Raw genomic sequence first — 22353 nt, 5'->3', positions numbered from 1 at the left:
GGTGACCCGGTGGGCAGGCCTCGCCTCGCCGGGCTGGGCACGTCCTAGAAGATCATCGGCCGGTCGTCGTCGTCCTCGTCGTCATCCGCGAGGTCGACGACCACGGGCACGTGGTCGCTCGGCGAATCACCCTTGCGCTCGTCGCGCGCAATGTGGGCGCTGTCGACGCGGTCGGCGAAGCCGCGAGACGCGAGGATGAAGTCGATGCGCATCCCCTCGTTGCGGGGGAAGCGCAGCTGCTTGTAGTCCCAGAACGTGTAGCCCTCGGGCTGGTGCGGCCGCACCACGTCGGTCAGCCCCGCCTCTTCGAGGGCGGCGAACGCCTCGCGCTCGGCGGGTGAGATGTGCGTCGACACGCCGGGCACGAAGCTGGGGTCGCCCATGTCGTCGTCGAGCGGGGCGACGTTGAAGTCGCCCATCAGGGCGAGGGGATGCGCGGGGTCGGCCTTCAGGGTGCGCGCGGCGTCGTCGGCGAGCGCGCGCAGGAAGCGCAGCTTGTACTGCATGTGCGGGTCGTCGAGGGCGCGGCCGTTGGGCACGTAGAGGCTCCAGAGCCGCAGGCCGGCGACGGTGACGCCGAGGGCGCGCGCCTCGAGCGGGGCGTCGTCGCCGTCGTGGCCCTTCAGGAACCCGGGCTGCCCCGCGAACGAGGTTTCGACGTCGGTCATGGGCAGGCGGCTGGCGATGGCGACGCCGTTCCACTGGTTGAGGCCGTGCGCGATGACCTCGTAGCCCGCGGCCTCGAAGCCGTCGAGCGGAAACTGTTCGGGCTTGCACTTGATCTCTTGCATGGCGAGCACGTCGACGTCGGCGTTCACCAGGTAGTCGACGACGCGGCCGTGCCGGGTGCGGATCGAGTTTACGTTCCAGGTCGCGATGCGCATGGAATCACCCTAGTTAGAGTTGTATCCGTGACCGATGTGCGCCAGCAGCTGATCGACTTCATCCGCGAGGAGGCCGTGTTCCACGGCGACTTCACCCTGACGAGCGGCAAGAAGGCCAGCTACTACATCGACCTGCGCAAGGTCAGCCTTGACCACCGCGTTGCCCCGCTGATCGGCCAGGTCATGGTGCCGCTGGTCGACGAGTTCGACGACATCGCCGCCGTGGGCGGGCTCACGATGGGCGCCGACCCGATCGCGGCCGCCGTGCTGCACCAGGGCGCCGCGCTCGGCCGCACGTACGACGCCTTCGTCGTGCGCAAGGAGCCCAAGGATCACGGACGCGGCAAGCAGGTTGAGGGCCCGGACCTCGCCGGCAAGCGCGTCGTCGTGCTGGAAGACACGTCGACGACGGGCGGGTCGCCGCTGGCGGCGGCGCGCGCGCTCGAGAAGGTGGGCGCCGAGGTGGTCGCCGTCGCCGTCGTGGTCGACCGTGCCACCGGAGCCCGCGAGGTCATCGAAGAGGCCGGCTACGCGTACCGCGCCGCCATTGGCCTGGAGGATCTCGGCCTGGCATGAGCGAGAGCACGGGTCGCCCGCCGGGCGCAGACGACGACGAGGATGCTCGGGGCGAGCCCCCGGCGGAAGGCGCGTCGCGCTCGCCGCTCGCCCCGTGGCACCCGAGCGACGCGCGCGCTGAACCACCGGTTGCGCCGCCCGCTGCGCCTCCGGTTGCGCCGCTCGCGGCGCCGCCGACTGAGCCACCCACGTTCACCGAACTGATCTCGCAGGCGGCCGACCCGGCCGAGCCCGCCCCGCCCTCGCCGCTGATCGAGCCGGTGCTGCCTCCGCCGGCGATTCAGCCGCCGCCCGCGCTCCTCCACCCGCAGTCGCCGCCGATCGTTCCCCCCGCCGGGCCTCCGGTGCCCCGCGTCGAAGACATTCCCACCGAGGCGATGCCGGTCATGCGCGAGCCGGCGCCGACGGAGGCGATGCCCGCCGCCGAGGTGCCGAGCGACGCGGCGACCGAGCTGCTGCGCGCGCCATCACCACCCGGCGTGGGCGACGCCCCTATTGACGGGGATGTCGATGGCGACGCGCTCGACGCCGTGTTCGGCGAGCAGAACTTCCGCGAGTACGAGCCAGAGTCGCTGCTCGTGTCGCCGACCCCTCCGCCGGCGCTGGGCGTGACGGCAGACGCGCCCCGAGCATCCCGCCTGGATCGCACGCAGCGCACGCTGCTGTGGGTGGCGGGGTCGCTGGCGGCCATTTTGGCGCTGATTGGGCTGTTCCTTCTGGGCACCCGCATCCCGGAGTGGACGGCCGCCGAGCCGGAGCCCGAGCCGACGGTCGAACCTCTGCCCGAGCCGGAGCCCGAACCCGAGCCCGACCCGCTGGAGGGTGTGCCCGACGGGGTGCCGCTGCCGCCCGGCGAGTGGGAGTGGTCGCTGCTGCGCGGCGGCGAGTGCCTCGAGCCGTGGGTGTCGCCGTGGGAGGAGCAGTTCACTGTCGTCGACTGCGCCGAGCCGCACGCCGCGCAGCTGATCCTGCGGCAGGAGTTTCCGGAGGCGCCGGCCGAGTATCCGGGGCCGGAGGCGCTCGCGGCCCCGCTGTCGCTGATCTGCTCGTCGCCCGACGTGCTCGACTTCGCGGCGGCCGCCGCCTATGACGACATTCAGATTCAGACCGCCTACCCGGTCACGGCCGAGGAGTGGGACGGGGGCTACCGCGACTTCTTCTGCTTCATTTCGCGGGCCGGGGGCGAACCGCTCGAGGGCAACCTGTCGCTGGTCGCGCCCACGGCGGACGCCGGCGAGTAGAGCTTGCTCGCGCAGCGGGGCTGAGCAGTCGCGTCAGCCGGGCAGCCCTGCCCCGTCCTGCTCCTCGGTTTCGACAGGCTCGGGGCTGACGAGTTCGTGCACGCCGGCGAGCACCTCGCTCGGGCGGAACGGGTAGCGCTCAATCTCGGCCGTGTCGCTGATGCCGGTCATGACGAGCACGGTGTGCAGCCCGGCTTCGATGCCGGCGACGATGTCGGTGTCCATGCGGTCGCCGATCATGCCGGTGTTTTCGCTGTGCGCGCCGATGCGGTTCATCGCCGAGCGGAACATCATCGGATTCGGCTTGCCCACCACGTAGGGCTCCTTGCCGGTCGCCTTCGTGATGAGGGCGCTGATGGCGCCCGTCGCGGGCAGCACCCCGTCGGCGCTGGGGCCGGTCGCATCCGGGTTGGTGGCGATGAACCGGGCGCCGTTGTTGATGAGGCGGATCGCCTTCGTGATGGCGTCGAACGAGTAGTTGCGGGTCTCGCCGACGACGACGTAGTCGGGGTTCGTCTCGGTCATGATGAAGCCGGCCTCGTGCAGGGCGGTTGTGATGCCGGCCTCGCCGATGACGAAGGCGCTGCCGCCCGGCATCTGGCTGGCGCAGAAGTCGGCGGTGGCGAGCGCGGAGGTCCACAGCGCTTCCTCCGGCACGTCGATGCCGGAGGCACGCAGGCGCGCCGCGAGGTCGCGCGGGGTGAAGATCGAGTTGTTGGTGAGCACGAGGAACGGGGTTCCGGTGTCGCGCCACTGCTGGATCAGCTCGGCGGCTCCGGGCAGGGCGTGGTTCTCGTGGACGAGCACCCCGTCCATGTCGGTCAGCCAGCATTCAACGTCGCGGCGATCGCTCATGAGGTCAAGGTTAGTCGGCGCGGGTTTCGCGTTCGATGCCAAGGCGTTTCTCAATGGTGACCAGAGCATCCGGGTTCTCATCGATGCTGAGGCTTCGCCGCCCGAGCGCGCGGGCGACGGCGGCGGTCGTGCCGGATCCGGCGAAGGGGTCGAGCACGAGGTCGCCCTCGCGACTGGAGGCGGTGACGATGCGCCGCAGGATGCCTTCGGGTTTCTGCGTCGGGTAGCCGGTCTTTTCGCGGCCGGAGGTGGTGACGATGGTGTGCCACCAGACGTCGGTGGGCAGCTTGCCGCGGGCCGCCTTCTCGGGGGTGACGAGCCCGGGGGCCATGTACGGCTCGCGGTCGACGGCGTCGGAGTCGAAGTGGTATCGCTTCGGGTCTTTCACGTAGACGAGGATCGTGTCGTGCTTCGTCGGCCAGCGCCGGCGGCTCTTCGCCCCGTAGTCGTAGGCCCAGATGAGTTCGTTGAGGAAGCAGTCGCGGCCGAACAGCCGGTCGAGGGCGACCTTCGCGTAGTGCGCCTCGCGGTAGTCGAGGTGCAGGTAGAGCGTGCCGGTGGGGGCGAGCAGCCGGTGCACTTCGGCGAGCCGCGGGGCGAGGAAGGCCTCGTAGTTGTCGAAGCGGTCGGCGTACTGCGCCTCGCGGTCGACGTGCATCGTGTAGCTGGTGCCGGCGTATCCGGTGCGCGCGCCGTCGGGGTCGCGCTCGTGGCGGGTGACGCGGCGCAGCTGCGTGCGGCCCGTGTTGAACGGAGGGTCGAGGTACGCGAGGTCGACGCTCTCGTCGGGGAGGACCCGCAAGAGGGGCAGGTTGTCGCCGGCGAACAGGCGGTGCGGATGCTCGGGGCCTGGCAGCAGGGACGGGTCGCGGTGCGGGTCGGGTGCCGGCGTCTCCGTGGTGCCGCGCCTGGTGCCGCGCTCCGTCATGCGGTGAACGGGTGGTATTCGCGCCGACCCTCGATGATGTCGCGGTTGAGGGCGGTGAGCCGGGCGACGAGCTCGGTCGGGTCGTGGGCGACAGACGCTGGCCAGCCGTAGGCAGCGGCAACGGCCGCGTCGAGGTTTCTGTGCAGGGCGGCGAGGTCGGTGAAGCCGCCTTCGTCCATCAGGTTGTAGAGCGCGGTCAGACCCATGTTGTGCTCACGGCACAGCTCGCTGCGACGGACATACAGGGCGGATGCTGCGCTCGCCACCGCCTGCCGCTGGTCGTCGCTGACCGGGTCGGGCCACGGGAAGGTCGCGAACACGGTGGTCGGCGTGTAGCGGAGGTCGCCCTTTAGGGTCGATGACTGAGCCCACGCCCACGCGTCGTGAGCCTTCGACAGCAGAATGCCCATGCTGTAGTCGTCGTCGAACGCGAACGCGTTCGTCGCGTCACTCGCGATTGCTGTTGTTTCAACACTCGCGATGGCCACTCGCTTGCCGTGGCGTCCCACCGCCAAATAGCGACTCAACTCGGCGATCGCATCACGCAGTTCGCCACGCGGCCGTCCGAACTGCCACCATTTCTGTCGGAATCCTGGATCGGCATTCTCATCGCGCAGAGGCTTCACCCGCTCCCGCACGATCGCTAGCGCCCTCGGAAACCCTGTCGTCTGTTCAAGCGCCATTTGTCCAAAGTCGATGATCCACCGACTGGGTGACTGGTCTGGACGGGAGGCGATGTCGTCACTCGTCAGGAACGGCCGAACGACCCGCGAATAGTCTGCCGTAGCGTCGTCGAGCATCGCCCGCGCCTCTTCCGCCGAGACGATGAACCCTTTTCCGACAGGGATCGGCCCCTGGAAGCACTTGTTGCGGTTCGCGGCCAGTTGCTGCGGCTTCCAGTCGTCGGCGTGCCCCTCGCGCAATGAACTCGTGATGCCCGAGACCTCTTCGCCGTCGAGAACGAACCGGTCCACTGGCTCAGTCGGCTGCTTCACCCAATTCACGAGGCTGACGTGCACCTTCGCGTCTCCGGGCCAGCGCTGCGACGACACTGCGTCGGTGATGACCCCACCGTTGTCGACGATGTACTCAAGCGATGCCGCGCGCGCTGTGTTTTGCGAGACAGAGTTGGTGCCGACGAGTCCGGCGCGCTGGCCGGGCTTGAGGTGGTCATGTGCCTTACGGAACCAGTACACGCAGAGGTCCTTGATGCCGACCCCGAAGGTCGAACCAAGCCATCGCAGGTAGCTGTCGCCGAGGCTGGCGCGCAGTAGCTGTGAACCGAGGAACGGCGGGTTGCCGATGATCGCGTCGACCTCAGGCCAGTCGGCCTGGAGGGCGTCGATCGCTCTCACGCCGGAGAGGTTTGTCAGGGGCAACACCGGCTCTGCCGGGCCGTACCGGTCGACCATCTGTCGGTGACCCATCCAGAGGGTGACGCGTGCCACCATGACGGCGACCTGCTCAATGTCGAGACCGTAGATGTTCGTCAGCGGGTAGTAGGGAAGGTCGGCGTCGGCCGGTACTCCCTGTTCGGCGCAGAGGCGTGCATACCGCTGCTTGAGGTCGAATTCGAGCCCGCGCAGCTCGCGGTAGGCGACGTACAGGAAGTTGCCGCAGCCGCAGGACGGGTCAAGCACACGGAAGGTGATGAGCTCGTCGAGTAGCGCACGCACCTCGGCGGGGGACGAGGCGACGTCGATGCGTTCACGCCAGGGCCGCACGATGGTCGGCACGACGATCTTCATGATGTCGGCCTCGTGCGTGTAGTGCGCGCCGAGTCGTTCGCGCCGCTCGTCGCCGAGGATCCCTTCCATCAGCGAGCCGAAGATGGTGGGGTCAACGGCGCGCCAGTCGAACTCGGCGGCCTGCTTGAGGTGCTCGAGCTCGGGCTTCGTCATGAGCACTTTGGCCGGACGCGCAAACAGTTCACCATTGACGTAGCGCGTGCCGGCATATCGCCCCTGCCGGTTGTGATTTCCCTTCTGGTTGAGCAGTTCAAAGAGGTAACCGATGTCGCGAGCACTGTCGGGTTGCGATGAGGCGAGCAATTCGAGAATCGTGGCCTGCAGGGGGTAGCCATCGAGCATCCCGAGGTCTTCAGCAAACAGGCACCACACCAGCTGCATCGTGAAGCGCTGGATCTCGTCAATCGGCGCCGCCGCCCGATCGGCAAGCGACGTGTACAGGTCGGCGATGTGGCGGGCCGCGTCTTTGGTCAGCTCGCGCCGGTGCTCAGCGAAGACCGGCTCGATGGTCTCGCTCTGCAAGAAGAGGAACGCGTCATAGCGGTCGGGTAGCTCTTCGAGCGTGAACCGGGCGCGGGCCTCGCCGGGGAAGCGCCCCGGTTCCCAGATCTCGAACTCGCGGAAGTTGCACGCGACGACCCACCGTGCAGCGGGGACGCCGTCGGCGGCGTTCGACGACTCGTGCCAGTACCGCTCGCGCTGGTCACGCGCCTTTTCGAGTTCGACGGAGGGCGCCTTCATTTCGACGATGAGCACGCCGGGCCAATGCAGGTCCATGAAGCCGGCCGAAGTGGCGAAGTCTTCGAACAACGCACCGACCTCGGAGCGGTCGCTGCCGTAGCAGGCGAAGAGCTCGTTGAGGAAGGTTTGCGCTTCAGCCTTTTCGGTGCCGGCGAAGCCGGACCACTTGGCGACGAAGGTGGCGAGGGCTGCTTGGATTTCGAGACCGCTGCGCACGGTCAGATGAGACGAAGCGTGTCGCCGGCGTAGTACGTGTCGTGCATGAAGCGCTTGTGGTTGCGTTCGAGGTCGGCAATCAGCTCGGTGAGCGCGAGTTCAATGTTGTGGTCACCACCCGACTTACGCACCCGCTGCAGTGCCTTCTTGGCACGCGCGAGGGTGTGTTCGAGGTTGAGCAGTACGTCGCTGATTTCACCAAGTGCACGTTCGCGGGCGACTTCGGCCGGGCTGCGGTCCTGTGGGGCCGGATTCGTCATGGGAGCTCCTTCGATGTCGCTGTCGGCCAGTCTAGATATCCCGGGTCAGCCGGGACGAAGATTCTCGGGAGAGTGGCGAAGTCATAGGTGGATGGCACAGTTGCGGAGGGATCGGTCATCTGTTTGCGGGGAGACCTCGTGGCAGTAACACGCACCTCATCACCCCGACGGCAGCGCGTGGGCCGGTTCGGTGCGGTAGGTGCGGCCCGAGGGCGCCGTCCAGAGCAGGGTGCCCCCGCCGTCGTGCTGCACCCGCCAGCGGGTGTGATGTTTGAGCCGGTGGTGGCTCGGGCAGAGGTGGGCGAGGTTGTCGGCGGAGGTTGTTCCGCCGTGCTGCCAGTCGCGCGTGTGGTCGACGTCGCTGTGGGATGCTGCGCGCCCGCACCCGGGGAACCGGCAGTACTCGTCGCGCACCCGCAACCACATGCGCAGGTCGCGCGGAACGACGTAGCGGTCGCGCCCGACCGACAGGGTCGCACCGGTCTCGGGATGGGTCAGCACGCGGATGAAGCTCGGCGCCGTCGCCGCGAGGCGCCGTGCTTCCGCGTCGGAGATCGGGCCGTGGCCCTCAATGCTCGCCACCTCGGCGGTGTCGTGCCCGAGCAGCGTCATGACCGGGACCGTCACGAGAACCGTCGGGCGGATGCCCGTGCCGGTTCCGTGCGCCGGCATGACGCCGTCGAACAGGAGGTCTCGGAAGACGTCGGCCCGACGCTGGGGAAGGGTGCGGTCGTCGGGCACGTCGCCTGAAGCGTCGACGCTGTCGGACCGCCGGTCGGTGCGGCCGAGCTGGTTCGCGATTTCGCTGATGCGGTTGTACGCGGCCCACGCGTCGGCGGCGGGGAGGTAGGCGGTGAGGTAGGCCATGCCGTCGCGGGCGGGCTCGACCCAGACTCCGCGCTCGGCGACACGTTCGGCGCTGCGCCGCTCGCGGGTCATCGGCTCGAGTCGTTCGCGCAGTCGTCGCGCCCGCTGCCGGAACCGCCCCGGACTGGTCGTTTCGGCGTGCCGCAGCGCCTGCCGCTCGAACTCGGCGACTACCTCTGCCGCGCTCGGCAGTTCGCCCGCGTCATCGGGGCCAGCGTCGACAGCCTCCGCGAGCATCCGGCCACGCTCGTCGACGACGGTCGACATGGTTGCCGCCTCGTCGACCATGGCGGCCGCGTGCCCCAGCGCGATGCGGCCGGCAGCCAGCGCCTCGCGGGTCGCGGGGAGGCGTGTGGCGAGCGCGCGGCTCTGCTCGATGAGGTCGGTGGCCTGACGCTCGCTGATGCGCATGGCGCAGGCGAGCTCGCTCGCGGCGACGCGGCGCGCGCGGGTCTCGGCGTTCCACCCGTCGGCAGAGCCCGGCGCTGGCAACGGGCGACCCGCGGCCGCATCGGTGAGCCGCTCACTGTGCAGCACATTCTCGAAGAGCTGGTTGATCGCGGTGGCGCGCATCGCGTGCACGCTTGCGACGACCCGGTCGGTCGCGAGGATCGCGTCGAGCAGTTGGTCGGTCGCCCCGTCGGCGAGGTTCGTCAGCGCGAGCGGGTCGGGGGTGGTCATGAGAGAAGTGAACCAGTGACCACCGACATTGCGACGGGCGTGCATCCACACCCCCGATGGTCTGTGAAAAGCGGGATGACCGGGCAATTTGTGAAGGAGGCGCCGCCTCCCCACGGCCTCATCCACACTCGCCGTCGACCCCCGAGACGGCGGCGCACCTACGCTTTACCCATGCCCGCCGACCCGCCCGCCGACGCACCGCAGAACCCCGCACAGAACCCCACGCGAACCCCCGCACAAGACCCCGAACCCACCCCCACCCCCGAGCACACCACCCACGGCGTCGGCCCGCACCCCCTGCCTCACCCTGCCGACCCGCACTTCGACCCCGAGCTGCTCACCCACGGCGACACCCGCAACGTCATCGACCGCTACCGCTACTGGCGCATGGAGGCCATCGTCTCCGACCTCGACACGCGCCGTCACCCGTTCCACGTGGCGATCGAGAACTGGCAGCACGACCTCAACATCGGCTCGATCGTGCGCAGCGCGAACGCGTTCCTCGCAGCCGAGGTGCACATCGTCGGCCGTCGTCGCTGGAACCGCCGCGGCGCCATGGTCACCGACCGCTACCAGCACGTGCGCCACCACGAGACGATCGCCGACCTCGTTGACTTCGCCCGCCAGAACGGGCTGCCGATCGTCGCGGTCGACAACGTCGACGGATCCCGCCCGGTGGACGCGGCCCCCCTCCCCGAGGCGTGCATCCTGCTGTTCGGGCAGGAGGGCCCCGGCCTCAGCCCCGAAGCACTCGCCGCGGCCGACGAGGTGATCGAGATCACGCAGTACGGCTCGACGCGCTCGATCAACGCGTCCGCCGCCGCCGCGATCGTCATGCACGAGTGGGTAAGAGCGCACAAGTCTTGACGCGCCCCGCCCGCTCCGGTGGACTAGCCGCATGACCGTGATCACCGATGATCTGCCCGCCCAACTGATCCGCGCCGAGCATGACGGGTGGGATGCGGTCTGCCGCGGTGACGGCGGAACCTTCTACAACCAGGCGATGACGTCAGACGGAGTGATCATCGTCGAGGACGGCATCATCGAGCGTGACGCGGCCCTCGCCGCCCTCGAGGGTCAGTCCTGGGAATCGTACGAGATGAGCGAGCACCGCGTCGTGCGGCTCGGCGACCGAGCGGCGACCCTCGTCTACCGGGTGCGGGCGCAGCGCGGCGAGCAGGTCTTCGAGCGACGCCTCGCCACCACGTACCTCTATATCGAGGGACGCTGGCGCGTCGCCGTGCATCAGCAGACGCGCATCCGCTAGCCCCGTCAGCGCACCTTCCGCACCCGGATCGGCCCCTTCGCCGTCGACGGGTCGACCACCCGGCCGCCCTGGGTGATCTCCATCTCGCCCGTGGCCACCAGTCTCCGCGCCGCGCGTCGGGCGGGTTCCATCAGCTCGCGCCACGGCTCGTCGCCGGGCAGTCCGCGGGCGGCCGCGACGGCGCGCGCCGCCTCCGACGGGCAGATCGTTGCGTACGCGGCACGAGCATCCAGCAATGATCGGATGCTCGCCTCCAGTTCGCGATCGACCTCGCGCACGCCGCGGGCCCGGCACGCGTCGCTGCAGTACCTCACGGATCCCCAGTCGCGCGCCCACGTGGCGCGCCACTCGATGCGCCGCCCGCAGGAGGCGCAGGTCTTGTCGGCGCGGTCCTCGGGCGCGGGAGCCGCGGAGTCGGCGCGATCGCGCGCGTCGCGCCCTGGCCGCTGTCGTCCCATGGGTACAGGGTGCGGCACGCACCTGCGACGCAGCTCAGCGACTCCGCCGCACCCGCATCCGCGCGAGCAGCAAACCCACCCCGGCGACCACCGCGACCACCACGGCCGTGCCGCCGAACAGCAGCGCCTGCCCGCCGGCCTGGTACGCCACCCCCGAGACGGCGGCCGCGACGGTCGCCGCCGCGAGCCCGATGCCGCGCAGTAGCCCTTGCGCCGTTCCGGCTCGCGCGGGGTCGACCGCGTGCGCCATGGCCGCGGCGGCTCCGACGAAGGCGAGCGCCTGTCCGGTCGACTCGATGAGCCCCATGCCGGTCGCGACGAACGGGTTGCCCACCACCGCGTACAGGGCGATCATCGGCAGCAGAATGACGAGCCCGCGCCAGAACGCCGACACCCCTCCGCGCCGGTCGGCGAGCCTCCCCGCCCAGCCGGCGAGCAGCACGTACGGCACGGCGAAGATCGCGTAGCTCGCGGCGATCAGCACGGGCCCCGCACCGATGTCGGCCATGTAGCGCGGCCAGATGCCGTCGTATGCCCCCGTCGGAATCATCACCGCCGCGTACAGCAGCACGATGCCGACGATGCGCGGCGAGTGCAGCAGGTCGAGCCCCGTGCGGGGTGCCGCCGAGCCGAACCGCTGCGTGCGGTCGGCGTCGGTCACGTCGAATCCGAGCACGCCGGCGGCGATGCCCCCGGTCTCGGGATGCGCGTGGTCGCCCTCGAAACCGGTGCGGCTTCGCGACGGTTTGGCGTCCGTCGCCGCCGCCTCTCGGAACCCGAGCAGCACCGGCACGAGCGCGAGCATGACGACACCCGCCGACACGGCGAGGATCACACTCGGCCTGGCCACCGCCAGCGCCAACCCCGACGCCAGCGGCCCGAGCGCGATGCCGGCGAGCTCGCCGGCGCCGAGGCGCCCGAGCAGTTCGCCGCTGCGCTTGTGGTCGTGCCGCACGAGCAGGGCGCTCGCCGCGATCACGAAGATGCCGAAGCCGAAACCGCCGACGGCGCGCCCGGCGATCAACTGAAGTCCGCTCGTCGCGAGGGCGCTGAGCGCGAGCGACCCGGCGACCATCACGACGCCGATGATCGCCATGAGGCGCGCGTGCCCGCGGTCGGCGGCGGGCGCCACGATGAGTTCGGCGATGAGGGCCGCACCGAAGCCCGCGGCGGCGAGGTAGCCGATCTGCGCGGTCGAGACCCCGAGGTCGTCCTGTAGCGACGGGATCAGCGGGAAGATCACGAACGACGCCGCCGACAGCGTCACCATGGCGCCGACCACGCTCGGGACGAGCAGGCGGGCACGCCGCGCCTCTCGCTGCTGCGCGTTCACGATCAGACACCTTTCGTTCGTTATTGTCCAGTTGGACAACACACTAGCATCCCGTTATCCACCCGGACAAGACCGCGCACAACCGCCTATGCTCGACGCATGGCCGAGCGCAAGACGTCGGATGAGCGGCGCGAGCAGATTCTGCGGGCGACCCTCGTCGTCGTCGCCCAGAAGGGCTTCGCCGGCGTCACCCTGCGCGACGTCGGGGCCGAGGCGGGCATCGCCCACGGGCTCATTCGCCACTACTTCGCGGGGCGTGACGAGCTCGTCGCCGCCGCCTTCGACTACGCCGTGACCGCCGAGCTCGCGAGCGACCACGCGCTGCTCGACGGCCTCGAGCCGGTCGCCGCCCTCGCCGGCTGGCTGTCGGCCACCCCCGAGAACCACTACCTGGTGTGGATCGACGCGTGGAGTGAGGCCCCACGAACTCCCGCGCTGGCCGCTGCGCTCGACCGGCACCACCGCGACTGTGAGCGCATCCTCGCTGATCAGATCGCGCGCGCGGTCGCCGCCGGCGCCGCGACGAGCGACAACCCCGACGAGGATGCTCGGATGCTCACCGCCATCGCGGACGGCGTCGCCGTGCAGCACCACGCCATGGGCATCGTCGACGTCGACGAGGCCAACGCGATCGTGTTCGCCGCCGCCGAGCAGCGCCTCGGCCTCGAGCCCGGCAGCCTCGCGCGCGCCAACCCGGCGCCCGCCCGCGGGCAGTGGGTCGAGGGCTGATCGGCGCGAGCGACCGCCCTCCGCCTGAATCGCCCCGAGCATCCCCGATAGACTCAGGAGTCATCCCCGTCTATTGAAAGGGACCAGCCATGCCTGCCGCTGTCATCATCGGCGCCCAGTGGGGCGATGAAGGAAAGGGCAAGGCCACCGACCTGCTCGCCGGGCGCATCGACTACGTCGTCAAGTTCAACGGCGGCAACAACGCCGGCCACACCGTCGTCGTCGGCGACGAGAAGTACGCGCTGCACCTGCTGCCGAGCGGCATCCTCACCGACGGGGTCACCCCGGTCATCGCGAACGGCGTCGTCATCGACATCGAGGTGCTCTTCGGCGAGCTCGAGGCGCTCAGCGCCCGCGGCGTCGACGTCTCGAAGCTGCTCATCAGCGCGAACGCGCACGTCATCACGCACTACCACCGCACCCTCGACAAGGTGACCGAGCGCTTCCTCGGCAAGCGCCAGATCGGCACGACGGGGCGGGGCATCGGGCCGACGTACGCCGACAAGATCAACCGGGTGGGCATCCGCATTCAGGATCTGTTCGACGAGAACATCCTTCGTCAGAAGGTCGAGGCGGCCCTCGACCAGAAGAACCACCTGCTCGTGAAGGTGTTCAACCGCCGCGCGATTACCGTCGACGAGATCGTCGACGACCTGCTGTCGTACGCCGAACGCCTGCGCCCCATGGTCGCCGACACGGCGCTCGTGCTGCACGAGGCGCTCGAGCGCGGTGAGACGGTGCTGTTCGAGGGCGGTCAGGCCACCATGCTGGATGTTGACCACGGCACGTATCCGTTCGTCACTTCCTCGAACGCGACCGCCGGCGGCGCCGCCACCGGCGCCGGCATCGGCCCGAACCGCATCGATCGCGTCATCGGCATCGTCAAGGCATATACGACCCGCGTCGGCGCCGGGCCCTTCCCGACCGAGCTCTTCGACGAGTCGGGCGAGTTCCTGCGGAAGACCGGCTTCGAGTTCGGCACGACGACCGGCCGCCCGCGCCGCTGCGGCTGGTACGACGCCCCCATCGCCCGCTACACGGCGCGCATCAACGGCGTCACCGACTTCGTCATGACGAAGCTCGACGTGCTGACCGGGCTCGAGCGCATCCCCGTGTGCGTGGCCTACGAGGTCGACGGCGAGCGGTTCGACGAAGTGCCCGTGTCGCAGAGCGACTTCCACCACGCGACGCCGATCTACGAAGAGTTCCCCGGCTGGTCGGAAGACATCACCGGTGCGCGGACGTTTGAGGACCTGCCCGAGAACGCGCAGAAGTATGTGCTCGCCATCGAGGCGATGAGCGGCGCGCGCATCTCCGCCATCGGCGTCGGCCCGGGCCGCGACGCGATCGTCGTGCGGCACGACCTGCTCGACTAGCGCGAGGGTTCGGCGGTTCGCGCGCGGTAGTGCACTCGGGCCCGACGCATCCACCGGTTGAGCGGCAACTCCTGCGGGTAGTGCTTCGCCAACGAGTAGACGCCGCGCCACACGCGGTAGGCCATCGAACGCTTGGAATCCATCGGGCGAGCCGAGACCGCGATCGTGAGCCGCGCATCCCGAACCACAACCGCCTGCGGCGGGAGATGGATGCTCAGATCCATGTCGTCGTGGACCGTCGCGTCGTGGCGGCACACCTCGCCGCTGATGCGCTCCCACGCCCAGCGTCGGATCGCCATCGCCGAACCGAACACCGGCTCGTGGGCGAGGGCGAGGCGCACGAGTGCGAAGTAGGGGTCGAGGTAGGCGCGGCTCGCGTGCGGGCGCTGCTCACCGTCCTCCGTCTCGAGCACGCCAGAGCCCGTGACCGCAACCGCCTCGGGATGCTCGGCGAACACCCCGACGACGTTCTCGATCCAGCGCTCGTGCGGCACGCTGTCGGCGTCGAGCCGTGCAATGAAGCGGCCCGAGGCGGCGTCGTAGCCGGTCGCGCTCGAGATCGGGATGCCCACCTCGGTCTGCGTGATCACGCGCGCGCCCGCCTGCTGGGCGACCACGGCGGTCGAATCGGAGCTGTCGTTATCGACCACGATCACCTCGCGCGGGCCGACCGTCTGCGCGGCGAGCGCGTCCAGACAGCGGGAGAGGAACTCGGCGTCGTCGCGCACCGGAATCACGATCGACAGGTCGGCGATCGGGCGGTCGGAGCCGCCGCGCGCCACCTCGGTCGGACCCGTGTCGGCCGCAGACGGCAGAGCGGAATCGGAATACATGGTCACCGAGCAGAGTGCACCCGAGGGGGTCGTGTCAACCCCCCCCTCGTTCGGCCCGTGCCGGGGCGTAGGGTCGCCCCCAGCACGACCAGGGCGAGCCGGCCACGCCCGACACCCACGACGACGCCGGCCTGAGCGCCGCGGAAACACCCGTCAGTGCTGTCGCCACGCGGCAGCCCATGCGCCTCCCCCTGCCGCGCGGCCCCGTCAGCGCCGCCCTCTTCGCTGTTATCGGCTCGCCCGTCGGCGCCCCGCCGATCGTCTCCGACCTTCCCGAGCAAATCGACCGCGCCGTCGGCGCCAGCGGCGACATCCTCGTCGACGGCGACCTGCAGTTGAGCCTCTTCGTGCTCTACGAGCTGCACTACGGCGGTATCGCCGGCGTCGACGAGCGGTGGGAGTGGGATCCCGCGCTGCTCGCCTGCCGGGCTAGCATCGAGGCCGGCTTCGAGGCGGCGTTGCGCGAGCGCGTCGAGACAATCGCCCAGACGTTGTTCGCCCTCACCGCCGAAGGCGACGAACCGGGGCTCAGCCACTACGTGCGCACGGAGGCAACCCACGACCAGGTGCGCGAACTGTTCATCGCCCGCTCCATCTACACGCTGAAGGAGGCCGACCCGCACAGCTGGGCGATCCCGCGGTTGAGCGGACGCGCCAAGTCGGCGCTCGTTGAAGTGCAGTCCGACGAGTACGGCGCGGGCCGCGTCGACCGCATGCACGCCGTGCTGTACGCGCGGGCCATGCGGGGTGCCGGGCTGGAGACGCAGTACGGGCACTACCTCGACCAGGTGGATGCGCGCATCCTCACCTCCGTCAACACGATGAGCCTGTTCGGCCTGCACCGGCGCCTGCGCGGTGCCATCGCCGGCCACCTCGCCGCGTTCGAGATGACCTCGTCACTGCCGAACCAGCGCATCGCCGCCGGGCTGCGACGCCTCGGCTACGGCGACGACGTCGTCGACTACTTCGACGAGCACGTCGAAGCCGACGCAGTGCACGAGCAGATCGCCGGCCGCGACCTCGCCGGCGGCCTCGTCGAGGCCGAGCCCGAGCTCGCGGCCGACGTGCTGTTCGGCGCCGCAGCCTGCCTGGCCGTCGACGGCTGGGCATCCGAGCACATGCTCGCGGCGTGGCAGGACGGGCGCAGCGGTCTGCGGCCGGCGCCGCGCATCCACCGCGCGACGATCAGCGTGCCGAAGCGGCGCATCCCGTCGACGCGGCGGAAGACGAGCCGCGGTGCCTGAGCCGCGGCGAAGCCGGGACGCGCAGTGCCCGCCCCACTTTCGTCGCTCGCGGCGATACGCAGGCACGGGCGCGGAGCTCGCCGCATGAGCGACGAGGCCGTTGAGGTCTTCGCCTGCCCCAACGGTCCCTTCCTCGTGCGGGGCGACATCACCCTCGACGTCGACGACGCGGACAACCCCGGCGGGGGTGCGCAGCGTGACCAGCGACGCGTCGTGGCGCTGTGTCGGTGTGGGGCGTCGAGCATCCGGCCGTACTGCGATGGGACGCACAAGGTGATCGGCTTCCGGACAGTGCCGCCCGCCCGGTAGAGACGATTAGGCTCGGTGTATGGACGACGCCGCCCGCACAGAGCTCGCCTCGCTGCGCAAAAGCATCGACAACATCGACGCTGCCCTCGTGCACCTGCTCGCCGAGCGGTTCAAGTGCACGCAGGCCGTCGGCCGCCTCAAGGCGGCGACCGGCATGGCTCCGAGCGACCCCGAGCGTGAGCGCGTGCAGATCGCGCGGCTGCGGGCGCTCGCCGAAGCGGCAGAGCTCGACCCGGCCTTCGCCGAAAAGTTTCTGACGTTCATCGTCGCCGAGGTGATTCACCACCACGAGCAGATCGCCGGGCAGACGCCGCACGCTGAGTAGGCCGCGTACCCGTTCTCGGGAACGGTGGGCCGTCGGCCGCTGAGTCGAGAGCGGTGTCGGCGCGCGCTGCGGGGGCGCGCGTGACGTTTCTCAGGAGTAGAGGGTGCGACGCGGCCCGGTTGCCGCGAATTCTGGGGGCCGCGGGGCCTGAACTCCTGAGAAACGTCACGGCCCCCGTCACGGGCGCCGGTCACGGCTTCGGGCGCCGCCCCCGTCACAGCCCCGGTCACCGCCGGAACACGGCCCCGGTGCGGGCCGCGACCGCGGGCGCGGGTTTCGGACGTCGCGGCCGCGTGCGCACCCGAGCGGTGCGGGGAGGGCGGCCGGCGGCAGTAGTGTCGGCTCGTGAGCGACGAACGTGCGGCCGGCGGAGGCGACGGCGACGAGGCCGAGCGGCTTCCGGCACCGGCGACGGCGGCGGGCGCGCTCGGACCGGCCGAGCCCGCATTGCCTGCGCAGCCGACGGGCGGTGGGCGAGCATCCGGTGACCTGCGCATCGCGCTGCAGTTCACGGCCGCGGGCGTCGTGTGGGGCGCCAGCTTCCTGTTCATCGCGGTCGGGCTCGAGGGGCTGAGCCCCGCCCAGATCGCGACCGGACGCACCGTGTTCGGCGCCCTCACCCTGGGGATCATCGTGCTCGTCACGCGCGAGAAACTTCCCCGCGAGTGGCGCATCTGGGCCCACATGACGGTGGTGGCACTGACGCTGTGCGTCTTCCCGTACCTCTTGTTCGGCTGGGCGCAGCAGTCGGTGTCGAGCGGACTCGCGAGCGTGTACAACGCGACGACTCCGCTGATGACGGCGCTTATGGCCGGGCTCGTCATCCGGGTGGAGCGGCTCACGCGCGAGCAGATCCTCGGGCTGGTGGTGGGCCTCGCCGGGGTGCTCGTCATCATCGCGCCGTGGGCGGGCGTCGACCTGCGCGGCGGGGTCGTGCCGCAGCTGGCGCTGCTCGGCGCGACCGCCTGCTACGGCTTCAGCCTCGCCTACCTGCGTCGGTTCTTGCAGGGCACGGGGCTGAGCGGCGTCATGCTCGCACTGCTCAACGTCGGCATTGCCGCTGTCATCATGCTCGCGCTTACTCCGATCATCGGCACCGACCCGATCACACTCGACATCTGGATCGTCGGCAGCATCGTGCTGCTCGGCGTCTTCGGCACCGGCCTCGCCTACGCGTGGAACCAGAACGTCGTGCGCGCCTGGGGCGCCACCCGTGCGGCGACCGTCACTTATATCTCGCCGGTCGTCGGCGTCGCGCTCGGCATTCTCGTGCTCGGCGAGGTGCTCGTGTGGAACGAGCCGGTCGGCGCCGCGCTGATCTTCCTCGGCATTCTGCTGGCGCAGCGCCGCCTGCGGCTGCCGCGCCGGCCACGCTGAATTCGGGATGCGCGGGGCGCGTCGCGCAGGACGGCGACGCGGGCACTCAGCGCGCCTCGGGGCGCCGGCGCTCGGGCAGGTGCAGGCGGGCGAGGATGCGGTCGACGTCGGCGGGAGGGGCTCCGCCGCCGAAGCGCGAGACGAGCACGGTGACGAGCACGGCGAGGGGGATCGTCCACGCCGCCGGGGTGGCCAGCGCCGACTGCAGCCACGGCGCCCAGTCCGCGGCGAGCGGGGCGGCCTCCGCCAGCGCACCGCCGGTGCCCGCGTCACCCGAGCCGCGGGCCCCCGGTACGCGCAGCACCCCGAGCCCCACCGCCAGTGCGCATGAGACGGCTCCGGTCAGCATGCCGGCGAGCGCGCCGCGCGCGGTGAGCCCCCGCCACCACACCCCGAGCACGAGCAGCGGGCTCAGCGTCGAGGCGGTGAAGGCGAAGACGAGCCCCACGCTGCCGGCGAGCCCGGCCGGCTCGATGAGCAGTACGACGAGGAGCGGCACGAGCGTCGAGGCGAGCGCCGCCACGCGGAACCCGCGCACCGTGCCGCCCGCGACCTCCTGACTGATGACCCCGGCGAGTGACACGACGAGCCCGGAGGAGGTCGACAGGAACGCGCCAAACGCGCCGGCGACGATGAGCGCGCCCAGCAACTCGCCGGCGAGCCCGTCGACGAGGCGCCCGGGCAACACGAGCGCGACCGAGTCGGCGGAGCCCGCCGTCGCGAGGTCGGGGGCGAAGGCGCGCCCGAGCATCCCGATGGTGGTGGGGAAGACGTAGAACGCGACCAGCAGGATGACCGTGATGAGGGTGGTGCGGCGCGCGGCGGCGCCGTCGGGGTTCGTCGTGAAGCGCACGAGCACGTGGGGCAGGCCGAGGGTGCCGAGCAGGAGGGCGAGCGCGAGCGACGCGGTCGCGTACGGGTCGACGGCGGCGGGGCCGAGCGCCGCCGGGAAGGCCGTCGCGGCCGCCGCCCCCAGGTCGCGGCCGCCGACCACGACGAGCATCACGACAGCCGGTACGGCCACCGCCGTCAGCTTCAGCCAGAACTGGAACGCCTGCACAAAGGTGATCGACCGCATGCCCCCGGCGGCGACGATTACGCCGACGATGACGGCGACCGCGACCGACCCCGCCCACGGCGGCAGGCCCGTCGCGATCGACACGGTGAGCGCGGCGCCCTGCAGTTGGGGCACGATGTAGAACCAGCCGATCACGATGACGAGCACGCTCGTCGCCCGGCGCACCGAGCGCGATCGCAGCCGCGCGCCCGTGAAGTCGGGCACCGTGTACGCGCCCGAGCGGCGCAGCGGGGCGGCGACGAACAGCAGCAACATGAGGTACCCCGCCGCGTATCCGATCGGGAACCACAGCCCCGCCGCGCCCTGCAGCAGGATCAGCCCGGCCACTCCCAAGACACTCGCCGCCGAGAGGTATTCGCCGCCGATCGCCGACGCGTTGAGCCACGGCGGCACCGTGCGCGAGGCGACGTAGAAGTCGCTCGTCGTGCGCGACAGCCGCACCGCGAGCGCGCCGACGAGCACGGTCAGCAGGGTCACGATGACGATCGCCGAGTAGCCGAACGCGGCGGGGGTCGCGCCGCTCGCGGGCGCGGCGACGACGCTCACCGCTCCGAGGATGATCGCGGTCGCGCCGGTCACGGATCCTCCCCGTCGCGCTCGGCCAGCGCCCGATACTGGTCTTCGGCGCGGTTCGCCGCGGTCACGGCGAGGGCGGCGATCGCCACGAGCGGTGGGTAGGCGCCGAACGCCAGGACGAGCCAGCCGACGGGGACGCCCGCGACCGTCGGGGCGTCGGCCGCGCTCAGCGCGGGCAGTGCCGCAACGGCGGCGACCGCGGCCAGCGCACCGGCGAATCCGAGGGCGCACAGGATCGCCAGCCGCAGCTGGCTGCGGATCAGCGTCGACACGAGCACCCGTTCGGCGCTGTCCGGGGCCGGTCCCACCTCGTCGGCAGCCACCGCGTGCAGCGGTTCGCCGGGCCTCGGGGCGGTGACGCGCACGCGCGCTGGGCGGGCGTTCACGAGCGCCGCACCGTCAGCTCGTCGAGCCGCTCGCGCAGCCCCGGCAGCAGTCGCCGACTCACCGGCAGCGCGGTCGCCCCCACCGTCACGGTCGGCCCCGAGCCGGCGAGCTGCAGCCGCGTCACGTGCGCAAGCGCGACGAGGTACGAGCGGTGCACGCGCACGAAGCCGGCGCCCGCCCAGCGCTGCTCCAGATCGCCGAGTGGAACCCGCACGAGGAAGCCTCCGTCGGCCGTGTGCAGCCGCACGTAGTCGCCCTGCGCCTCCGCGTACTGAATCGCGTCGCGCCGCACCATTCGCGTCGTCGACCCGAGCGTCACCGCGATCAGGTCGTCGGCGGGATGCTCGGGGCCGGCCCCGAGAACGGCCGTCGGCGCCGTCAGGGGCGCTCCCCGAGCATCCGCGACGGCGTCGACGAGGCGGCCGACCGCGCGGGCGAGGCGCTCCGCGCGCACCGGCTTCAGCACGTAGTCGACCGCCTCGAGGTCGAAGGCGTCGACGGCGCTCTCGTCGTCGGCGGTCACGAACACGACGGGCGGTCGGCGCTCGAAGCGGGTGAGGGCGCGGGCCAGGTCGAGGCCCGACAGCCCCGGCATGTGGATGTCGAGCAGCGCCGCGTCGATCGCCGGGTCGTCGCTGAGGATGCGCAGGGCCTCCGACCCGGTGGAGGCGGGAACGAGCTCGCCGACGCGGGGGTCGGCGCCGAGCAGCGCGAGCAGCTCGTCGAGGGCGGGTCGCTCGTCGTCGGCGACGAGCAGGCGCAGGGGTTCCGTCATCGCCGCACCGCCTGCGGGTCGTTCTCGGGCTGCGAGCGCGGCACCCGCATCAGCACCTCGGTGCCGGCGCCGACCTGCGTCTCGACGACGAGCCCGCAGTCGTCGCCGTACACCTGGCGCAGGCGCGCGTCGACGTTGCGGAGGCCCACGTGGTCGACCGTGGGCCGGCCTGCGAGCGCGGCCCGCAGCGCCTCCGGGTCGGTGCCCGCCCCGTCGTCGTCGATGCGAATCTCGGTGAAGGCGCCCGCCGCGTCGGCCGTGATCGTGATGGTGCCGCCGCGCTCGAGCGGCTCGAGCCCGTGCCGCACGGCGTTCTCGACGAGCGGCTGCAGGCTCAAAAATGGGATCACCGTCGGCAACACCTCCGGCGCGATGCGCAGCGTGACCGCCAGGCGCTCGCCGAAGCGCGCCCGCTCGAGCTGCAGGTACGAGTCGATCGACCGCAGCTCGTCGGCGAGCGTCGTGAAGTCGCCGGCGCGGCGGAACGAGTACCGGGTGAAGTCGGCGAACTCGAGCACCAGCTCGCGGGCACGCGCCGGGTCGGTCGAGATCGTCGACGCGATCGCCGTCAGCGCGTTGTAGATGAAGTGCGGGCTGATCTGCGCGCGCAACGCCTTCACCTCAGCCTCGGCGAGGGCGGCGCGGCTGGCGTCCAACTCGGCGAGCTCGAGCTGTGCGGCCACCCAGCCGGCGGCCTCCTCGGCCGCCCGCACGAGCGTCGGACGCACCGGCGGGGCGGCGAACGCCACGAGCGACCCGGCGACCGGGCCGGCCGCCTCGCGACCGGGCAGGCGGATGGGGGCGGCCACGGCATCCCGCCCCTCGGAGAGCGCCGCGGCCGACAGCACCTGGGTATCGCCCGCCTCGGCGGCGGCGCGGGCCAGCCGTTCGGCCGTCGCGGTCAGCGCGGCCGGCCCGTCGAGCGCGACCACGCCGTGCGGATCGGCCAGCGCGAGCGCGTCGGCGTCGAGCAGCTGCCGCAGCGCCTTCGCCGCCCGCGCCGCATCGGCGCCGGCCAGCCCCGAGCGCAGATGCCCGGCCGCGCGCGACGCCAGGTTCAGCGTCTCGTAGGTGGCCCGCTCGGCCGGCGTCGCGAGCGCCCGCCCCCCGCGCACCGCCCGCCAGCCGACCGCGAGCAGCACGATCCCGAGCGCCCCGAGCAGCACGCCGCCGACGAAGGCGATCAGCACTGACGGGCTCATGCAACATGACGATAGGCGACGACGAGCGGTCATGGGCGCCGCTCGTCGCACCGTTTCTACCGCTCGTCGATTCGGGATGCGCGCCCT

The 22353-nt window shown here is 71.1% G+C and carries 23 protein-coding genes; 10 read left to right on the top strand and 13 right to left on the bottom strand.

What is annotated here, in order from left to right:
- Window positions 1-44 precede the first annotated feature (44 nt).
- Window positions 45-884, bottom strand: coding sequence for an exodeoxyribonuclease III (locus CPY97_RS00390; RefSeq protein WP_096419868.1), 840 nt, complete (start codon window positions 882-884; stop codon window positions 45-47).
- A gap of 27 nt (window positions 885-911) precedes the next feature.
- On the opposite strand from CPY97_RS00390, the gene pyrE reads away from it, so the two are divergent.
- Window positions 912-1460, top strand: a complete 549-nt coding sequence (gene pyrE / locus CPY97_RS00385) for an orotate phosphoribosyltransferase (RefSeq protein WP_096419866.1) — start codon at window positions 912-914, stop codon at window positions 1458-1460.
- Entirely contained in the window at window positions 1457-2701 is a 1245-nt protein-coding gene (locus CPY97_RS00380) for a hypothetical protein (RefSeq protein WP_096419864.1), read from the top strand. The genes pyrE and CPY97_RS00380 overlap by 4 nt, the downstream gene beginning before the upstream one ends.
- A gap of 33 nt (window positions 2702-2734) precedes the next feature.
- Here the strand turns inward: CPY97_RS00380 and CPY97_RS00375 are convergent, their stop codons facing one another.
- The 5 genes from CPY97_RS00375 to CPY97_RS00355 form a co-directional block, all read right to left on the bottom strand.
- The gene (locus CPY97_RS00375; RefSeq protein ID WP_096419862.1) at window positions 2735-3556 is read right to left on the bottom strand and encodes an HAD-IIA family hydrolase; all 822 of its coding nucleotides are present in this window, start codon (window positions 3554-3556) and stop codon (window positions 2735-2737) included.
- Window positions 3557-3566: 10 nt separating this feature from the next.
- On the bottom strand, window positions 3567-4484 hold the full coding sequence (locus CPY97_RS00370) for a DNA-methyltransferase (protein WP_096419860.1): 918 nt from the start codon (window positions 4482-4484) through the stop codon (window positions 3567-3569).
- Window positions 4481-7189, bottom strand: coding sequence for a DNA methyltransferase (locus CPY97_RS00365; protein ID WP_096419858.1), 2709 nt, complete (start codon window positions 7187-7189; stop codon window positions 4481-4483). Before CPY97_RS00365 ends, CPY97_RS00370 begins: the two co-directional genes overlap by 4 nt.
- A 2-nt stretch (window positions 7190-7191) precedes the next feature.
- Entirely contained in the window at window positions 7192-7449 is a 258-nt protein-coding gene (locus CPY97_RS00360) for a hypothetical protein (protein WP_096419856.1), read from the bottom strand.
- 159 nt (window positions 7450-7608) lie between these two features.
- Entirely contained in the window at window positions 7609-8997 is a 1389-nt protein-coding gene (locus tag CPY97_RS00355; RefSeq protein ID WP_161494028.1) for an HNH endonuclease signature motif containing protein, read from the bottom strand.
- A 171-nt stretch (window positions 8998-9168) separates the two neighbouring features.
- Between CPY97_RS00355 and CPY97_RS00350 the strand changes: the two genes are divergently transcribed.
- A complete protein-coding gene (locus CPY97_RS00350; RefSeq protein ID WP_096419852.1) occupies window positions 9169-9864 on the top strand; it encodes a TrmH family RNA methyltransferase in 696 nt (231 codons plus the stop codon).
- A gap of 31 nt (window positions 9865-9895) precedes the next feature.
- The gene (locus CPY97_RS00345; RefSeq protein WP_096419850.1) at window positions 9896-10264 is read left to right on the top strand and encodes a nuclear transport factor 2 family protein; all 369 of its coding nucleotides are present in this window, start codon (window positions 9896-9898) and stop codon (window positions 10262-10264) included.
- Between the two features lie 5 nt (window positions 10265-10269).
- On the opposite strand, the gene CPY97_RS00340 is transcribed toward CPY97_RS00345, so the two are convergent.
- Window positions 10270-10722 (bottom strand): DUF2256 and DUF3253 domain-containing protein, encoded by a 453-nt coding sequence (locus CPY97_RS00340; protein WP_096419848.1) that lies wholly within the window; start codon window positions 10720-10722, stop codon window positions 10270-10272.
- 34 nt (window positions 10723-10756) lie between these two features.
- On the bottom strand, window positions 10757-12055 hold the full coding sequence (locus tag CPY97_RS00335) for an MFS transporter (RefSeq protein WP_096419846.1): 1299 nt from the start codon (window positions 12053-12055) through the stop codon (window positions 10757-10759).
- Between the two features lie 99 nt (window positions 12056-12154).
- On the opposite strand from CPY97_RS00335, the gene CPY97_RS00330 reads away from it, so the two are divergent.
- Window positions 12155-12784, top strand: a complete 630-nt coding sequence (locus CPY97_RS00330; RefSeq protein WP_096419844.1) for a TetR/AcrR family transcriptional regulator — start codon at window positions 12155-12157, stop codon at window positions 12782-12784.
- 89 nt (window positions 12785-12873) lie between these two features.
- Window positions 12874-14160 carry an adenylosuccinate synthase gene (locus CPY97_RS00325; protein WP_096419842.1) on the top strand — a complete coding sequence of 429 codons (1287 nt, stop codon included), beginning with the start codon at window positions 12874-12876 and terminating at the stop codon, window positions 14158-14160.
- On the opposite strand, the gene CPY97_RS00320 is transcribed toward CPY97_RS00325, so the two are convergent.
- A complete protein-coding gene (locus CPY97_RS00320) occupies window positions 14157-14993 on the bottom strand; it encodes a glycosyltransferase family 2 protein (protein WP_096419841.1) in 837 nt (278 codons plus the stop codon). The two genes, CPY97_RS00325 and CPY97_RS00320, sit on opposite strands and share 4 nt — an antisense overlap.
- Window positions 14994-15172: 179 nt before the next feature.
- Here CPY97_RS00320 and CPY97_RS00315 point away from each other — a divergent pair, with 179 nt between their 5' ends.
- The 4 genes from CPY97_RS00315 to CPY97_RS00300 all read left to right on the top strand — a co-directional run bounded on the left by CPY97_RS00315 (window position 15173) and on the right by CPY97_RS00300 (window position 18248).
- Window positions 15173-16237, top strand: a complete 1065-nt coding sequence (locus CPY97_RS00315) for an iron-containing redox enzyme family protein (RefSeq protein ID WP_096419839.1) — start codon at window positions 15173-15175, stop codon at window positions 16235-16237.
- A gap of 84 nt (window positions 16238-16321) precedes the next feature.
- Complete coding sequence (locus tag CPY97_RS00310) at window positions 16322-16546, top strand: CDGSH iron-sulfur domain-containing protein (protein ID WP_096419837.1); 225 nt, start codon at window positions 16322-16324, stop codon at window positions 16544-16546.
- Window positions 16547-16565: 19 nt separating this feature from the next.
- Window positions 16566-16871, top strand: coding sequence for a chorismate mutase (locus CPY97_RS00305; RefSeq protein ID WP_096419835.1), 306 nt, complete (start codon window positions 16566-16568; stop codon window positions 16869-16871).
- A gap of 345 nt (window positions 16872-17216) precedes the next feature.
- Window positions 17217-18248 carry a DMT family transporter gene (locus tag CPY97_RS00300; RefSeq protein WP_331716214.1) on the top strand — a complete coding sequence of 344 codons (1032 nt, stop codon included), beginning with the start codon at window positions 17217-17219 and terminating at the stop codon, window positions 18246-18248.
- A 46-nt stretch (window positions 18249-18294) separates the two neighbouring features.
- Here CPY97_RS00300 and CPY97_RS00295 read toward each other — a convergent pair whose 3' ends face one another.
- Genes CPY97_RS00295 through CPY97_RS00280 form a run of 4 tightly spaced genes read right to left on the bottom strand, consistent with a single transcriptional unit; the run spans window position 18295 to window position 22266 of the window.
- The gene (locus tag CPY97_RS00295; protein ID WP_096423230.1) at window positions 18295-19872 is read right to left on the bottom strand and encodes a cation acetate symporter; all 1578 of its coding nucleotides are present in this window, start codon (window positions 19870-19872) and stop codon (window positions 18295-18297) included.
- A gap of 29 nt (window positions 19873-19901) precedes the next feature.
- A complete protein-coding gene (locus tag CPY97_RS00290) occupies window positions 19902-20288 on the bottom strand; it encodes a heavy metal transporter (RefSeq protein WP_096419833.1) in 387 nt (128 codons plus the stop codon).
- Window positions 20285-21064: a LytR/AlgR family response regulator transcription factor gene (locus tag CPY97_RS00285; RefSeq protein ID WP_096419831.1), complete on the bottom strand. Its 780-nt coding sequence runs from the start codon at window positions 21062-21064 to the stop codon at window positions 20285-20287. The genes CPY97_RS00290 and CPY97_RS00285 overlap by 4 nt, the downstream gene beginning before the upstream one ends.
- The gene (locus CPY97_RS00280) at window positions 21061-22266 is read right to left on the bottom strand and encodes a sensor histidine kinase (RefSeq protein ID WP_096419829.1); all 1206 of its coding nucleotides are present in this window, start codon (window positions 22264-22266) and stop codon (window positions 21061-21063) included. Before CPY97_RS00280 ends, CPY97_RS00285 begins: the two co-directional genes overlap by 4 nt.
- Window positions 22267-22353 lie beyond the last annotated feature (87 nt).

The organism is Microcella alkaliphila, from assembly GCF_002355395.1.
Taxonomy (GTDB): domain Bacteria; phylum Actinomycetota; class Actinomycetes; order Actinomycetales; family Microbacteriaceae; genus Microcella; species Microcella alkaliphila_A.
The sequence above is the reverse complement of the archived record's forward strand: the minus strand, read 5'-3'. Positions and strand labels throughout refer to the sequence as shown.

Coding starts and splice junctions, on each gene's coding strand:
- CPY97_RS00370 (WP_096419860.1), bottom strand. CDS start 4,484: ATGACGGAGCGCGGCACCAGGCGCGGCACCACGGAGACGCCGGCACCC.
- CPY97_RS00320 (WP_096419841.1), bottom strand. CDS start 14,993: ATGTATTCCGATTCCGCTCTGCCGTCTGCGGCCGACACGGGTCCGACC.
- CPY97_RS00315 (WP_096419839.1), top strand. CDS start 15,173: ATGCGCCTCCCCCTGCCGCGCGGCCCCGTCAGCGCCGCCCTCTTCGCT.
- CPY97_RS00285 (WP_096419831.1), bottom strand. CDS start 21,064: ATGACGGAACCCCTGCGCCTGCTCGTCGCCGACGACGAGCGACCCGCC.
- CPY97_RS00380 (WP_096419864.1), top strand. CDS start 1,457: ATGAGCGAGAGCACGGGTCGCCCGCCGGGCGCAGACGACGACGAGGAT.
- CPY97_RS00330 (WP_096419844.1), top strand. CDS start 12,155: ATGGCCGAGCGCAAGACGTCGGATGAGCGGCGCGAGCAGATTCTGCGG.
- CPY97_RS00305 (WP_096419835.1), top strand. CDS start 16,566: ATGGACGACGCCGCCCGCACAGAGCTCGCCTCGCTGCGCAAAAGCATC.
- CPY97_RS00280 (WP_096419829.1), bottom strand. CDS start 22,266: ATGAGCCCGTCAGTGCTGATCGCCTTCGTCGGCGGCGTGCTGCTCGGG.
- CPY97_RS00355 (WP_161494028.1), bottom strand. CDS start 8,997: ATGACCACCCCCGACCCGCTCGCGCTGACGAACCTCGCCGACGGGGCG.
- CPY97_RS00310 (WP_096419837.1), top strand. CDS start 16,322: ATGAGCGACGAGGCCGTTGAGGTCTTCGCCTGCCCCAACGGTCCCTTC.
- CPY97_RS00375 (WP_096419862.1), bottom strand. CDS start 3,556: ATGAGCGATCGCCGCGACGTTGAATGCTGGCTGACCGACATGGACGGG.
- CPY97_RS00360 (WP_096419856.1), bottom strand. CDS start 7,449: ATGACGAATCCGGCCCCACAGGACCGCAGCCCGGCCGAAGTCGCCCGC.
- CPY97_RS00345 (WP_096419850.1), top strand. CDS start 9,896: ATGACCGTGATCACCGATGATCTGCCCGCCCAACTGATCCGCGCCGAG.
- CPY97_RS00325 (WP_096419842.1), top strand. CDS start 12,874: ATGCCTGCCGCTGTCATCATCGGCGCCCAGTGGGGCGATGAAGGAAAG.
- CPY97_RS00390 (WP_096419868.1), bottom strand. CDS start 884: ATGCGCATCGCGACCTGGAACGTAAACTCGATCCGCACCCGGCACGGC.
- CPY97_RS00350 (WP_096419852.1), top strand. CDS start 9,169: ATGCCCGCCGACCCGCCCGCCGACGCACCGCAGAACCCCGCACAGAAC.
- CPY97_RS00340 (WP_096419848.1), bottom strand. CDS start 10,722: ATGGGACGACAGCGGCCAGGGCGCGACGCGCGCGATCGCGCCGACTCC.